Source organism: Cohnella sp., from assembly GCF_041641335.1.
In the GTDB taxonomy this organism is placed as follows: Bacteria; Bacillota; Bacilli; order Paenibacillales; family Paenibacillaceae; genus Cohnella.
In genome coordinates this window covers 1-14,583 of sequence record NZ_JBEPYQ010000053.1, presented here as the reverse complement: position 1 = coordinate 14,583, position 14,583 = coordinate 1, and the positions used below count along the sequence as shown (strand labels likewise).

Here is a 14,583-nt window from a genome sequence, read left to right as displayed (position 1 = left end):
ATGGCCAACAGACATTTCGGCATGACCGAATATTGGATCAACCGTGCGAAGCGGTGGCAGCCTCGGATGACGTTCCGGGGAGAGGGACCGGAGGCGTGGAAGGCATGGCGGGAAGAGGCGCTGGCCAAGCTGCTAGAGCTGCTCGGGGAATTCCCGGAGCCGGTCGATCTGGCGGCGGAAATCGAGTACGCCGTCCCCGACGGCGAGCTGATCCGCGAGCGGGTCGTCTTCGACTCGGAGGAGTTCGCGTCCGTGCCGTGCATCGTGCTGCGGCCGAAGGACATGCGAGCGAACCGGGCGAACGCCGCCATAATATGCTGCAACGGGCATCCGGTCTCGCTCGGCAAAGACCCGGTGGCCGGCGTCCGTTCCGAGCCCGAGCACGACGAGGCGATCGCGCGGATGAACTACAACTACGGGGAGCAATTGGCCAAGGCGGGATTTCTGACGATCATGCCCGAGCTGCGCGGCTTCGGCGAACGCAACGATACGTTCGGGCGGCGCGACGCCTGCGACATCAATTACATCAAAGGCTCGATTCTCGGCCTCTATCCTCAGACGCTGAACGTCTGGGACATCAAGCGCTGCGTCGATTATTTGGAGACGAGGGAGGAAGTCGATCCGGGCCGGATCGGCATGATGGGACTGAGCTACGGCGGGACGATGACGGCGCTAACGGCGGCGGTCGAACCGCGGATCAAGGCGGCCGACGTCAGCGGCTACATTAATTCGTTCCGCGGCTTCGGGCTGGAGCGGGGCAACTTCTGCGGCTCGCAGGTGTTTCCCGAGGTGTTCAAATATTTCGACACGCACGACATCGCCGGGCTGATCGCGCCGCGTCCGCTGCTGGTGGAGATGGCGATCTACGACGACTGCTTCCGCATCGAGGATCTGCTCAAAGGCTACGAGGGCGTGAAGCGGATTTACGAGGCGGCGGGGGCGGAAGACCGTCTCGATTCCGACGTGTTTCCCGGGCCTCACGCATTCGCCGGCAACAAGGCGTTTGATTTTTTCAAAACTTATCTATAAAGTGCGAGTTCAAAAAGTCCGGTTTTCAGCACCGAGAAGGTTGAAAGAAGCTCAACCTTCAATAACCTCCGGGAGGCTGCTACTAACAATGCCTAAGAAATATGTCATCGCGGGCGCCGGCCATCGCGCGCTGCATATGTTCGCTCTCCCGCTCGTTCGCCGTTTCCAAGACGTCGCGGAGCTTGCGGGCATCTACGACATTAACGCCAAGCGGGCGAAAACGATGAGCGACATGTGCGGGGGCGTGCCGGTATACGGGGATTTCGAGGAGATGCTGGCGTCGAGCGGGGCCGATGCGGTCATCGTGACGACGATCGACAGCGTCCATCACGAATACATTATCCGCGCGCTGCGCGCGGGGTGCGACGCGATCACGGAGAAGCCGATGACGACGGACGAGGAGAAATGCCGGGCCATTCTGGAGGCGGAGCGCGAGACGGGGCGGAAGGTGATCGTGACGTTTAACGTGCGGTACATTCCTTACGTCGGCCGGGTCAAGGAGTTGATTCGCGGAGGCGCGGTCGGGAAAGTGCTGAGCGTGCACCTGGAATATATGCTGGACACGTCGCACGGAGCCGACTATTTTCGCCGCTGGCATCGCCATCAGGAATACGGGGGCGGGCTGCTCGTGCACAAGTCGACGCACCATTTCGACATGGTGAACTGGTGGCTGGAGGACGAGCCGAGCACGGTTCACGCCTACGGAGACACGGTGTTCTACGGACCGACGCGCGAGGAGCGGGGAGAGCGCTGCCTGACTTGCGGGCATCGGACGGATTGCGAGTTTTATTTCGACGTGACGGCGGACGAAGAACTGCGCCGGCTGTACGTGGACAACGAGGACGAGGACGGCTATTACCGGGACCGCTGCGTGTTCGGCGACGGCATTACGACCTACGACACGATGGCCGTCCAGGTTCGATATCAAGGCGGAGCGCTGCTGTCTTACTCTTTGAACGCGTTCTGTCCTTACGAAGGCTGGAAGGTGTCGGTTAACGGCACGGAGGGACGGCTGGAAGCCGAATCGTACGAACATGCCCTTAACGCGGACAGCGCGAACGACGTCATTCGCGTGTTCAATCGCCGCGGCGAAGCGGTCGTCTACCATCTGCCGCAGGTGCAAGGCGTGCATGGAGGCGGGGACGAGCGGCTGCAGTCAAGCTTGTTCGTCGGCGGCGAGGCCGACCCGCTCGGCAAGCAGGCCGGCTCTTGGGAAGGCGCGCAGTCGATTCTGATCGGCATCGCGGCCAATCGCTCGATCTCTTCGGGCCGGCCGGTCGACGTTCCGGCTTTGCTGCAGGCCGGCGGCGTATGAAGGTTAGCGGACAAGGGAGGGGAGCGCGATGAAAAAGTTCCGGGTCGGCATCATCGGCGCCGGGGACATCGCCGTCATGCATGCGCAGGCGTACGGGGAACTGGCGGAGGAATGCGAGCTGGTCGCGATAGCCGATACCGACGAGGATCGCGCGCGGCGGCTCGCCGAGGCGGCCGGAGCGGAAGCGGAGACGTTCGCCGACTACCGTCGTCTGTTGGAGCGGGAAGATATCGACATTGTCTCCGTCTGCACGCCGCCGTACGTGCGCGAGGAGCCAATCGTTGCCGCGCTGGCCGCGGGCAAGCACGTGATGGCGGAGAAGCCGCTGGCGGCTTCGCTGGAGGAATGCGACGCTATGCTGGAGGCGGCGGCCAAGCATGACCGGAAGCTGGCCGTCATGCTGCAGACGCGCTTCGAGCTGCCGGTCCGGCAAATCCGCCATCTGGTCGCCTCGGGCGCGATCGGCGCGCCGCTGTTTGCTTCGGCGGCCAATCATCATTGGCGCGGCGAGCGATATTACGGCAAGCCGTGGCGGGGCACATGGGAGCGGGAGCGCGGAGGGGTCCTGATGAACCTCGGCATCCATACGCTGGACGTGCTGCTCTGGACGCTCGGCGAGCTGTCGGCGGTCAGGGCGGACATCGCCACGCTCGGCAACCGGATCGAGACGGAGGATGCCGCGACCGCTTCGCTCAAATTCGCGTGCGGCGCGCTAGCCCAATTCGTCTGCACGACGACGCATCCGGTCGACGGCAGCTCGCTGGAAATTTCGGGGCGCAGCAGAATGGTGCGCTATCCGCTCTCCTTTGCCGCATACGCGCAAAACGATGCGGGCTACCCGATCCGGGATGAAGCGGCTGAGGTTGAGCTGGCGCAAGCCGCGGACGCCTATGCGCTGGATGCTGAAGACGTCACGGAAGGCTTCTCCGGTCCGATCCGCGATCTGTTCGCCGCCATCCGCGAGGACCGGGAGCCGATTACCGGAGGGCTGTCCGTGCGCCGGACGATCGAAGCCGTGACGGCGATCTACAAGTCCGCGGCGACGGGGGCGGAGGTGCGGCTGCCAATCGGCCGGGATGACGTCTGCTATACGACGGCAGGGCTGCACAGGCTGATGAAAACGATAAAATAGCGGAAGAAAACAAGAAGATGACGGAGGAAGGGAGAGGGTCGACAGCCGTACGATAAAGGCACGGGGGAAGCGCGCGGACATCAGAAAGTCGACAAAATGCGCCGAAGCCGAATTTTGCAGCCTGGAAGGAGGGATTTGACACTGCGCCCCCTGGGGAGGGGCTGTCGCCGATGACGGGTGTATTTGGAACGGGCAAGCAAAACGACAAAGGAGGCTTGAAACATGGGCAGTTCAATGTCTCAACCGGCCAAGCGCGCGCTGGCCGCTCTGCTGGCAGGCGCGATGCTCGTCGCGCTGTTTTTCGTTATGCAACGGTCTTACGCTTCGACGACTCTGATCGAGGGTTACGACAATCAGCAGCCGTCGTCGATGACGAAGCCGGTCAAAGGAGTGCCTTACACCGATCCGATCTACCAGACGACGGTCGTCAGGGCGACGGATTACCTTGCGGACGGCATCGTGAACGTGCAGAACAATCCGGTCTTCGTCCGCAACGATTATTCCCGGAGGCCGGCGTTTAACCAGGATAATTCCAAGTATATCGTGAAGGCGCTGGACGGCTTCTGGTATTTGTACGACGCAGACACGTACGCCAAGCTGCAGAAGCTGCCGTACTTGGGCGGAGCCGCGGAGCCGCAATGGAGTCCGACCGATCCGGACGTGCTCTATTACGTTCCGAACAACGGGGGGCTTGTACTGAACCGGCTCGACATTTCCGCGGGCACGACGACCGTGGCGGCGAACTTTGCCGGAAGATTGCCGTGGACGGGCGCGGCCCACGTATCGACCCGCAGCGAAGGCTCGCCTTCGGCGGACGGGCGTTATTGGGGCTTCCAGGTGGATAACGCCAGCTGGCAAAGCCTGGGCGTATTTACGTACGATCTGCAGACGGACACGATTCTGTCGACGAGAAGCACGAACGGCGTGAAGCCGGACCATGTCAGCATGAGCCCTTCGGGAGACTACTTCATCACGTCGGGCGACGACGCGTCGGGTACGGTCGCTTACGCGCGGAACGACCTGAGCACGCCGGTCCGCACGCTGCACCACAAGAGCGAGCATTCCGATCTGGCGATCGACGCGAACGGGGACGACGTCTACGTCTCGATCGATTACCAGTCGAACTCGGGCGACGTCTTCATGGTGAATTTGCGGACGGGGGACAAAACGGTGCTCTTCTCGACTTACGTGGGCGGCCAGACGACGGCGCTGCACGTATCGGGCAAAGCGTACGATCACCCCGGCTGGGCGCTTCTCTCCACCTATGGCGGAGAGAACGTGTCGCCGCAGTGGTTCAACAAGAAAATTTTCGCCGTCGAGCTCAAGGCCAATCCCCGTATCTACAATCTCGCGCATCACCACGTATTCACGTACGCGGGATACGATACGGAGCCGCATGCGACGGTTAACCGGGATTTTACGAAAATACTGTTCAACTCCAATTGGGAGACGTCGTCGGGCACGAATATCGATGCCTATATGATTCGCCTGGAGCCGGGAGATATTCCGGAGGCGGGCACCGGGCCCGAGCCGTCTCCGACTTCAAGCCCTTCGCCGACGCCAACTCCGACGCCAAGCCCGACTCCGTCGCCGGAAGAGGGCACGATTACGCTGCAAATGGGCGCAAACGGTTATGAGGGCGGCAAAAACCAGAGCCATCTAAGGGAAACTTCGCCTAATGAAGGACACTACGGCGCGGGGCAGGCACCGACGTATTATTTGCGGGACGGCGGTTTTCCGACGAACGTGCTCATCTCCTTCGATCTGGAAGACGTTTTGCCCGAAGGGGCGGTGCTGGAATCCGCGACGCTGTCGCTGTACAGCGAAGGCGCGGCAGCTTATTCCGGAGGCACGCTCGACATGTACCGGATCGTCGATCCCGACGATCTCGGACCGTGGGTCGAAGGCAGCAGCGACGATTACACCGAGAAAGACGGAGCGGCCTGGACGCGGCGCGCCGGTACGGAAAATACGGTGACGACCGGCTGGACGAACGTATCCGGCAGCACGCCGCTGGATGCCGTCGCGACTCCGCCGAGCGGCACGATCGCCCTGGGCACCGGCGGGGGCTGGCATACGTCCACGGACGTGCTCGACGACGTGCTGACGTGGATCGAAGGCACGGACGTCAATCAAGGCTGGCTGCTGCGGACGAGAGACGGCAGCGGCATCAACGTTCAGGACGTGGCGAGCAACCAGTATGCCAACTCGGCTTTACGGCCGAAGCTGACGCTGACGTATTCGGAGGACGGAGAACCGACGCCTTCGCCTTCGCCAAGTCCGACCCCGACGCCGACTCCATCGCCGGACCCGGATTCGGTGACGCTGCAGGCGGGAGTCGGGGGCTACACGGGAGGCAAGGATCAGAGCCATATCCGGGAAACTTCGCCGAACGAAGGACACTACGGAGCGGGCCAAGCGACGACTTATTATTTGCGCGAAGGCTTCGCGACAGGCGTGCTGCTTTACTTCGACCTGACCGGCGTCGTTCCGACCGGCGCGACGATCGATTCGGCGGTGCTGTCGCTGTACAATACGGGCACCGATTCGTATACGGCGGGCACGCTTGAGCTAAGGCGGATTGTCGACCCGGACGGCCTGGGCATGTGGGACGAAGGCGCAAATACGGATTATACGTTAAAAGACGGAGCCGCCTGGACGCGAAGAGCGGGCAGCGGCAATACGGTGACCAAGGGATGGACGTCGACTTCCGGCAGCACGCTGCTGGACGCCGCGCTTGCCGCTTCGGGCACGGTGGCCATGACGACGGGAAGCGGCTGGAACGCTTCTACCGACGTCAAAGCCGATGTGCAGGCATGGATCGACGGAACCGCGCCGAACCAAGGCTGGTATATCCGGCCCGCCTCGGGCAGTCCGATCAACATCCAGCAGGTGCCGAGCAACCAATACGGCAACGCGTCTTATCGGCCTAAGCTGACGATTACCTATCATTAAGGAAGGCGAATTGTCCGGCAATTAAGCTAAGTTATCGGCGCCTCCGCTCGCGTACGTCCTGCCTCCTTCGGAGATGCAGGGACGGACCGGGCTGGGGCGTTCGCTCTAGTCGGCCGGGAATTGCGGTGCTTATTTGTTTTGAAAAAGAAGAGGACGGAATGGTTGTTTTTTGTCCAGGGTTATGCTAAAATTTGAAATGTTGTGTCCGTCTTCGGGTGAAGCGGATACGCTGATCGAGTAGGACGGTCCTCTGCACGCCAAGATCCGGATGCCAGGCACTCGGGGAGCGGGGTACGAACGTCTGTTAGGGAAGGAGTGAACACGCAATGAGCAATCTGATTCAAGCAATCACGCAAGAGCAGCTGCGCAAGGACATCCCTAGCTTCCGTCCGGGCGACACGCTGAAAGTTCACGTGAAAGTCGTCGAGGGTTCCCGCGAGCGCGTTCAGCTGTTCGAAGGCGTCGTTATCAAACGCCGCGGCGGCGGAATCAGCGAAACCTTCACGGTTCGCAAAATCTCGTATGGCGTAGGCGTAGAACGTGCCTTCCCGGTGCATTCCCCGCGTCTGGAGAAAATCGAAGTGGCTCGCCGCGGTAAAGTTCGCCGCGCGAAACTGTACTACCTGCGCAACCTGCGCGGTAAGGCAGCACGTATCAAGGAAATTCGATAATGGACGACAGAGGAGGGCTTGGCGACGTTCAAGTCCTCCTTTTTGCATGTATTCCAGAAAGCTAGAGGCGATTACGAATGGACCACAATAACAATTCCAAACCAAACGAATCGGCCGAGCTGGACGCGAACTCGGCTGCGGACGACCGCGCGGTTCGCGGCGACGGAACGGGCGCCTCTTCCGAAGCGAACCGGAATAGCAAAGACGCGAAGCGGCCGGGCAACGAGCTGCTGGAATGGATCAAGGCGCTTGCGATCGCCGGCGTTCTCGTGTTCGTCATCCGCTGGTTTCTCGTCAGTCCTTTTATCGTCGACGGACCGTCCATGGAGCCGAATTTCTGGAACCGCGAGCGGATTATCGTCAACAAAATCATCTACGACATTCGCGAGCCGAAGCGCGGGGAAGTGATCGTGTTCCACGTGCCGCAGGAAGGCCGCGACTTTATCAAACGCGTAATCGCGTTGCCTGGCGAGACCGTCAAGGTCGAAGGCGACCAAGTATACATAAACGGGGAGCCGCTCGCCGAAACTTATTTACAGGAAGCCTACGATAAAGCCCATTCGCAAGGCGTGCTGTACAATCGTTACGACGGGGACCGCTCCAACTTCCCGAACAGCTCTTTCCCGGACGGCGTCGTGCCGGAGGGAACGGTGTTCGTGATGGGCGACAATCGGCCGAACAGCGAAGACAGCCGGATGATCGGCTACGTCTCGATGGACGAGATCGTCGGCCGCGCCGATCTGATTTTCTGGCCGATCCCGGATTTCAAATGGGTCAAGCATTAACCGAGCATAGCATTCACAAGGGGCTATCCCCGATCATCGCGCGATGACCGACGGGACGGCCCCGTTCTATAGGTAAGGAAGGTGACGCATCATGACGATTCAGTGGTTTCCCGGACATATGACCCGCGCGAGACGGCAGATCGAAGAGAAGCTGAAGCTGATCGATGTCGTGTTCGAACTGCTCGACGCGCGTATCCCGAGCTCCAGCCGCAATCCGATGGTGGACGAAATCACGGGCGCGAAGCCGCGGCTTGTGCTGCTCAATAAGGCGGATTTGGCCGATCCGGAGAGAACGGCGGAGTGGAGCCGGCATTTTCGCGAGCAAGGGCTGGCGGTTCATGCGATCGACGCCAACGCTGGAGCAGGGGTCAAAGATCTGGCCGGCAAGGCGAAAGAGCTGCTGAAGGAAAAGATCGACCGGCAGATCGCCAAAGGCATGAAGCCGCGCCCGATTCGCGCGCTGATCGTCGGCATCCCGAACGTCGGCAAGTCGACGCTGATCAACCGGCTGGCCGGACGCAATATTGCCGTGACCGGAGATCGGCCCGGGGTGACGAAAGGGCAGCAGTGGATTCGGTTCGGCGGAGAGCTGGAGCTGCTGGACACGCCGGGTATTCTCTGGCCGAAGTTCGAGGATCCGATCGTCGGCTTCCGGCTGGCGGCAACCGGCGCCATTAAAGAAGACGTCATTCATATCGACGAAGTCGCCTGTTTCGTGCTTAAGGTGCTCGTCGAGGAATACGGCTCGGTGCTGGGCGACCGTTACGGTCTGACGGACCTACCGGAGGAGCTGCCGGACATGCAGGCGGCGGTCGAAGTGCTGGAGAGCATCGGCAGACGCAGAGGCTGCATCGTCAGCGGCGGCAATGTCGACTATGAGAAGGCGGCGACGGTGCTGCTGCGGGATTTGCGCTCGGGCAAGCTGGGGAAAATGACGCTGGAAATGCCTGGCGAGGCGCAATAGGAAGCTGCTTGGCTCCGTTTCGTTCGTCGATTTATACGAGGAACGGCGACATCCTTGGCTGGTCGACGCGCCTTACATCCAGCAGCCGGGCCGAATTCTGGAAGAGCTTGATCGCAGCCAAGCTTCGTTTCGCATGCTTCACGGCATATTGGACGCGTCCGCGGAACACCGACCGTTTGACCGGCCGATCCCGTGCGAACGATATCCGTCTTACCCGAGCATCATCACGGAAAATTAAGAAAGCCGCGTCCGGCTGGGCGCGGCTTTTGCGTGTTGGAGCCGAATGGAGACGAGATTTAATTCGCTTCCATGCTGAATTGCCAGGAGACTCCGTATTTGTCCGTCAAACTGCCGTATACCTTGCTCCAAGGCACTTCCTGGAGTTCCATTAGGATTGTTCCGCCTTCTTTCAGCTTGTGGAAGGCATCCCGAAGCGCGTTCTCGTCGTTCAGCACGAGAGCGAGGGAAAAGTTGTTGGTGCCTTGCTGGAAAGGCATTCCGGGGAACGTGTCGGAAAACATCAGCGTGCTTCCCCCGATGTTCAGGAACGTGTGCATGATTCGGTCCGCCGCTCCCGGAGGCAATTCCTCTTCGGAATGAATGGAACTGAAAGTCATCATCTGGGGCTCCTCGAGTCCGAACGCCTGTGCGTAAAACTGAACGACTTCCCGGGTGTTTCCGTCGAAATTCAAATAAGGGTTTAACGGCAAGCGGGTTCACTCCTCATCGAATGGATTCGAAAGGATGATACCACAGTTTCGTCCGAAAAACAAACGTACGTTCTGTTTTTCGGAAATTATCGTTCCGCCGAAGAACTGGGCTCGTTCTGTTCGCGCAGCGCGGCGTCGGCCAGCATCTGAAGCGCGACGTTGTCCATCGGCGGATTGTGCAGGCCGGCCCGGACATCGCGATAGTACCGCTCCAGAGGCGAGCGGCGGGACAGGCTCGTGCCTCCGACGATTCGCATGGCGAGGTCTACGATCCGGATCGCGTTATTGACGGCGGCGTATTTGGCCAACCCGAGCTCCGGCCTTAATGAAGGCCGCCGTTCCTCCGTCTCGCGGTCCCATCGTTCGGCGGCCTCGTAGAGCAGCGCGCGGGCGGTTCGCAGCTCGGCCTCCATCTCGCCGATCGTCTGCCGGACGGTCGGGAGCGAGGAGATCGGCTCGCTTAACGTATTGGGGCGGTACGATCGCGCAAATCGCAGCGCGAAGTCTCTGGCCGCCCGGGCAATCCCGATGTAGCAGGCGGGAATATGCAGCAGCCAGCCTCCTCCGTCGTCGATTCCTTTGCCGGGAATCCGGTCGTCCGCTCCGGCGTAAGCGCCGTCGAGCACGACGTCGTGGCTTCCGGTTGCGCGCATTCCCAGCGTATCCCACGTTTCGACGATGCTCACCCGATCGGTCCGCTTCACGAGAAACTCGCTTACGACGTCGTCTTCGGGGACGTACGCCGTCACGACGAAGCGATCGAGAATCGGGGACAGCGTGCTGAACGTCTTGCGTCCCGTAATGCGCCATCCTCCGTCTGCGCGGACGGCCGTCGTCTCGGGGCGGCCTCCGCGGCTCGGGCTGCCCGAAGCCGCTTCGCTCGCGAACGTGTTGATCATCGTTCCGTTGCGGACGATGGAGCGGCACAGGTCGGCGAAGAGCGGCTGAGGCCACTTCCCGCTCATGCGGAAGTGAAGCGTCTGGCCGACATGCCAGCCGACGGCCAGCGCGGTCGATCCGTCGCCGTACGCCAGCCGTTCCTGCAGCTGGACGAGGTCGTACAGCGACAATTCGTCGCCGCCGTATTGCTTGGGGACCGTTATTTTAAGGTAACCGGCTTGGCGCAATTCGGCGAAGTTCTCGAAAGGGAACGAACCTTCCCGATCGTGCCGCTCCGCGCGCTCGGCAAACCGGGTCGCCAATTGCTCCGCCCAGGCTGCCCGGGCTTCTTCCTCTCTGTTTCGAATATAGGGATCGTTCCATTTTGTCATCTGCTTCCCGCTCCTTTTATGAGATCCATATTTTCTTATTCTACCTGTCAGAGAACCCGGCGTTAATCTCCCGAGCAACAAGATGGGCAAATTTTCTCAATTGATCCGAAGTACGCTGGCGCGGTGACGGGCGGCCGGCAAGTTGACATAGTTTATGTTAACAAATAAAACCGTCAGGGAGGGAGGGCAAGTGAAGTACGCCAGCAAGTCGATCGCAAGCAAATGGAGGAAAACCGGATGGATGCTCGAGGACTCCAGTCTGCGTCCTTACGTTCCCGAGACCCGGCTGTTTAACGGAGCGAACCTGGAGGCGATGCTGGGCCGTTACGCGGTGCTGTATTTTAAGCCTTCAAGAGGAACCGGGGGCAAAAAGATTACCCGCATCGAGCGGTCGCCCGCAGGAGGCTACCGCATGAAGGGAACCGGCGGAACCCGAAACGCTCTGTCGGCGGACGAGCTGTACGCCCAGCTTAAGTCGCTCACAGGCGGCAAACGATACTTGCTGCAAAGGGGCATCGATCTGGCGCTTACGGGAGGCAGCCCGTTCGATCTTCGCGTTATGACGCAGAGGGACGGGGGGCGCTGGGTTACGACGGCTTTGTTCGCCAAGATCGGGAAGAAAGGGAAAGTCGTCACCAACTATCACAGCGGGGGGAGAGTGGCCGGTTTTAAAGAAACGATGGGGGGAGCCGGTTATTCCGATTCCGCGATCGGAGAAGCGTATAGAAGATTGGGCTTTCTCGGAGAGGCGGCGGGAGCTTGCTTCGACCGTCATCGGGACGGATTTCGGGAGATCGGGCTCGACGTCGCCATCGACAAGGAGGGGCGCTTCTGGATTCTTGAGGCGAATACGCGTCCGCAGTATTATCCTTTGAAAAACGTGGACAGATCGGCGTATCGGCGCATAACCGACTATGCGAAGAAGTATGGACGGGGCAAGAGGAGGTAGCGGGCAAAACCGGAAAGGACGGACGGGCGGCGTCAAGCGGGTTTCGGAACGGCATTGTCGTCGGGGCTGCGCCGGTCCCGGCGGACGGCTTTACGGTTCTATATGCGCTGGGCGAGCGCGGAAAATAGAGTTACAATGGAAGCATGAAAGGGGACGGTGGTCATGAACATCAAAGGAAGCCAAGCCCAGCCGATCGTGCTGCTGATAGACGGACACTGCAACATGTGCCACGGTCTTGCCAAGTTCGTTATCCGCCGGGACAAGCGCGCGATTTTCCGGTTCGCTTCGCTGCAGTCGGAATTGGGCCGGCGGCTGCTGAAGGAAGGCGGCATGCGAGAGGATACGCTGGAAACGTTCGTTATGGTCGATAACGGGAAGTATTTTACGAAGTCGACCGCGGCTCTGAGAATAGGGAGGAAGCTGGGCGCGCCCTGGGCGCTTGCTTATCCGTCCATCGCGCTTCCGCGCTTCGTGCGGGATCGGGTTTACGACTTCGTCGCTCGCCGGCGTTACCGCTGGTTCGGTCACAGCGAAAGCTGCCTTCTGCCGACTCCGGAAATGCGTTCGCGGTTTCTGGATTAGGGGCAAGCGGAAGAAGAGTCGTTGGACGGCGGTTGGTTTTATCGGAGGGTTAGAATTTTTTCAATTCAGCAATATCCGCTTCTTGGGAGAGAGAACGAACGGATAGGCGCTCCAAAATTTTCTGCTGTTCTTTTTGGATTCCGAGCAGAGTCTGTTGGCTCGATTTGAGCTGATGCGCATCGCTTTTGAGTTCGGACATGTCTTCTGAGAGGACCGCGACATCTTGTCTGAGAAAAGAAACGTCATCTTTGAGGACTGTCAGGTCTTGCTTGATTTGTTGAATGTCTTCCGTCAGCTCTTCCACCTTGGCATGGGTTGAGCCGACAATGTGAATGAGTTGTCTGACATGCTCCCCTTGACTATTTTGTTGAAGTTGCATGGCTTCCATTTTGTTCAACAAAAGGTCCAGCTTCGCATCGTTCATAATTTTCGCCCTCCACGCAATGGAAATAAAAGGAAGATTTGTCTCTTAATGCGAACGTATGTGCTATATTGTAAGTATATCCTAAATGTGGGGAATAAGGCAAGCGCTTGTTATCGAAAGTTGAGGGCGCGCCGTAGGGGGGACGAAGCCAAAAAAGGCTTGGCATTTGGGCGGCTATGACGGACAATAAAGCAGCAAACGGATTGGATTGGATTGGGGAGGAACGTCTTACATGGAACAAATCAATCGGTTGGCTTACGAGAGCGAACTGTGGTCGCAAGGCGTGACGGCGGTCGCGGGAGTCGACGAGGTCGGGCGGGGCTGCCTGTTCGGAGACGTGGTGGCGGCGGCGGTCGTGCTGCCGGTCGGGCTCGTGCTGGAAGAAGTCAACGATTCGAAGCAGATCAGCGAGAAAAAAAGGGACAGGCTTTACGAGCAAATTATATCGGAAGCGGCCGCGTGGTCGGTCGCGCGAGTAGAGCCTTCCGTTATCGATAAGATCAATATTCGGCAGGCGTCGAGGCTGGCGATGAAGCAGGCCGTGCTCGGCCTCGGAATCGCGCCCGAGCATCTGCTCGTCGACGCGGAGAGCGTGGATCTGGATATCGGGCAGACGGCGATCATTAAGGGAGACAGCTTAAGCCAGTCGATCGCGGCGGCGTCGATTGTCGCCAAGGTGACGCGGGACAGGCTGTGCGCGGAAGTATGGGATTCGCTGTATCCCGGCTACGGGATCGCGGTACATAAAGGCTACGCAACGAAGACGCATCGCCAGGCGCTGCTCGAGCTCGGGCCGACGCCACTGCACAGGCGCAGCTTCCTGAAAGGCTTAAGCGTTGAGCAGCAAGTGCTGTTCTGAAGCCGGAGAGAGCCATTCATGAAAGGCTTTTCGGGTGCCGATACATAAGGGATAAGGCGTTAGCGGGGAGGAAAGGGCATGAACATGAATATCGGTCCGATGCTGCGGGCGCTAATGGGCGACGCGGTGCCGACGGACAGCCGCTCGCTGGAGCTGAGAATCGGTCAGATCGTCAGAGGCGTCCTTATGGAAATGCTGGACAACCAGGAAGCGCTCGTGAACATTAACGGGATGCAGGTGAGAGCCAAGCTGGACGCCGAGATGCCGCTCGGAAGGGGCACCCTGCTGCAAGTTCAGCCCGGAGGAGCGGGCGGCCTCGTGACGCTGAAGCCGCTGGCCGACGCGACGGACACGCTGCCGGAAGAAGGGATGAAGGACGTTCTGAAGACGTTCGGTCTGTCGGACCAGAAATGGGCGATGGAGCTGGTGCGGGGGCTGAAGCGGGACGGTTATCCGATCGGGAAGGATACGGCGGCGTTCTTCAACGCGGCAGCGGCTTTGAAGCCGGCCGGGATCGACGCGGAATCGTGGGCGAGCGCGGCGGACGTCGCGTTCCGCCGCGGGCTGAAGCCGACGGAGACGACGCTGGCGTCGCTCAGGCAAGCGCTGTTCGGGGCGCCCGTTCATGAGGAGCTGGCGAGCTTCCGCACGGCGCTGGACGGCTGGCTCGGAAGCGGCGCGGCCAAGACGGCGTCTCCGGAGGCTGCGGCGCTCGGCCAGCGGCTCGCGGCTTTGCTGGCGCAAGGGGCTTCTATCGTGGCGGAGGGAGAGGTGCAGCTGGCAGGAGAGCCGCGAGCCGGCAGAGGCGAAGCGGCGAGGCCGGAGGCGGGCGCCGCGCAGCGGCGCCGCTTCGCGACGCAGCTCTTCGATCGCGTCCTCGCCGGCCACGTCCCGGTAGTCCTCGACGCGCCGGGGGCCGAGATTCACGAACTGGAGC

Annotated in this window: 13 protein-coding genes and 1 pseudogene; 11 read left to right on the top strand and 3 right to left on the bottom strand. The window is 60.4% G+C overall.

What is annotated here, in order from left to right; all coding sequences use genetic code 11:
• The 7 genes from ACESLM_RS17520 (at position 1) to ylqF (ending at position 8,851) form a co-directional block, all read left to right on the top strand.
• Positions 1–1,029 (top strand): alpha/beta hydrolase family protein, encoded by a 1,029-nt coding sequence (locus ACESLM_RS17520; RefSeq protein ID WP_372632865.1) that lies wholly within the window; start codon positions 1–3, stop codon positions 1,027–1,029.
• Positions 1,030–1,117: 88 nt separating this feature from the next.
• Positions 1,118–2,344 (top strand): Gfo/Idh/MocA family protein, encoded by a 1,227-nt coding sequence (locus ACESLM_RS17515; RefSeq protein WP_372632864.1) that lies wholly within the window; start codon positions 1,118–1,120, stop codon positions 2,342–2,344.
• 28 nt (positions 2,345–2,372) lie between these two features.
• Complete coding sequence (locus ACESLM_RS17510; RefSeq protein ID WP_372632863.1) at positions 2,373–3,476, top strand: Gfo/Idh/MocA family protein; 1,104 nt, start codon at positions 2,373–2,375, stop codon at positions 3,474–3,476.
• 222 nt (positions 3,477–3,698) lie between these two features.
• Positions 3,699–6,431 carry a DNRLRE domain-containing protein gene (locus ACESLM_RS17505; RefSeq protein ID WP_372632862.1) on the top strand — a complete coding sequence of 911 codons (2,733 nt, stop codon included), beginning with the start codon at positions 3,699–3,701 and terminating at the stop codon, positions 6,429–6,431.
• A 326-nt stretch (positions 6,432–6,757) separates the two neighbouring features.
• Positions 6,758–7,102: a 50S ribosomal protein L19 gene (gene rplS, locus ACESLM_RS17500; protein ID WP_094050775.1), complete on the top strand. Its 345-nt coding sequence runs from the start codon at positions 6,758–6,760 to the stop codon at positions 7,100–7,102.
• Between the two features lie 77 nt (positions 7,103–7,179).
• Positions 7,180–7,887, top strand: a complete 708-nt coding sequence (gene lepB, locus ACESLM_RS17495) for a signal peptidase I (RefSeq protein ID WP_372632861.1) — start codon at positions 7,180–7,182, stop codon at positions 7,885–7,887.
• 91 nt (positions 7,888–7,978) lie between these two features.
• The gene (gene ylqF / locus ACESLM_RS17490) at positions 7,979–8,851 is read left to right on the top strand and encodes a ribosome biogenesis GTPase YlqF (protein WP_094050777.1); all 873 of its coding nucleotides are present in this window, start codon (positions 7,979–7,981) and stop codon (positions 8,849–8,851) included.
• 296 nt (positions 8,852–9,147) lie between these two features.
• Here the strand turns inward: ylqF and ACESLM_RS17485 are convergent, their stop codons facing one another.
• Both ACESLM_RS17485 and ACESLM_RS17480 read right to left on the bottom strand, forming a co-directional pair.
• Positions 9,148–9,561: a VOC family protein gene (locus ACESLM_RS17485; protein WP_372632860.1), complete on the bottom strand. Its 414-nt coding sequence runs from the start codon at positions 9,559–9,561 to the stop codon at positions 9,148–9,150.
• 86 nt (positions 9,562–9,647) lie between these two features.
• Positions 9,648–10,832, bottom strand: a complete 1,185-nt coding sequence (locus tag ACESLM_RS17480; RefSeq protein WP_372632859.1) for an acyl-CoA dehydrogenase family protein — start codon at positions 10,830–10,832, stop codon at positions 9,648–9,650.
• Positions 10,833–11,022: 190 nt separating this feature from the next.
• On the opposite strand from ACESLM_RS17480, the gene ACESLM_RS17475 reads away from it, so the two are divergent.
• Both ACESLM_RS17475 and ACESLM_RS17470 read left to right on the top strand, forming a co-directional pair.
• Positions 11,023–11,781: a YheC/YheD family protein gene (locus ACESLM_RS17475; RefSeq protein WP_372632858.1), complete on the top strand. Its 759-nt coding sequence runs from the start codon at positions 11,023–11,025 to the stop codon at positions 11,779–11,781.
• Positions 11,782–11,943: 162 nt separating this feature from the next.
• Positions 11,944–12,363 carry a thiol-disulfide oxidoreductase DCC family protein gene (locus ACESLM_RS17470; RefSeq protein ID WP_372632857.1) on the top strand — a complete coding sequence of 140 codons (420 nt, stop codon included), beginning with the start codon at positions 11,944–11,946 and terminating at the stop codon, positions 12,361–12,363.
• Positions 12,364–12,412: 49 nt separating this feature from the next.
• Here the strand turns inward: ACESLM_RS17470 and ACESLM_RS17465 are convergent, their stop codons facing one another.
• The gene (locus ACESLM_RS17465) at positions 12,413–12,787 is read right to left on the bottom strand and encodes a hypothetical protein (RefSeq protein ID WP_372632856.1); all 375 of its coding nucleotides are present in this window, start codon (positions 12,785–12,787) and stop codon (positions 12,413–12,415) included.
• A 232-nt stretch (positions 12,788–13,019) separates the two neighbouring features.
• Between ACESLM_RS17465 and ACESLM_RS17460 the strand changes: the two genes are divergently transcribed.
• Both ACESLM_RS17460 and ACESLM_RS17455 read left to right on the top strand, forming a co-directional pair.
• Positions 13,020–13,646 (top strand): ribonuclease HII, encoded by a 627-nt coding sequence (locus ACESLM_RS17460; RefSeq protein ID WP_372632855.1) that lies wholly within the window; start codon positions 13,020–13,022, stop codon positions 13,644–13,646.
• 78 nt (positions 13,647–13,724) lie between these two features.
• Positions 13,725–14,583, top strand: a pseudogene (locus ACESLM_RS17455) (hypothetical protein); the annotation flags it as partial.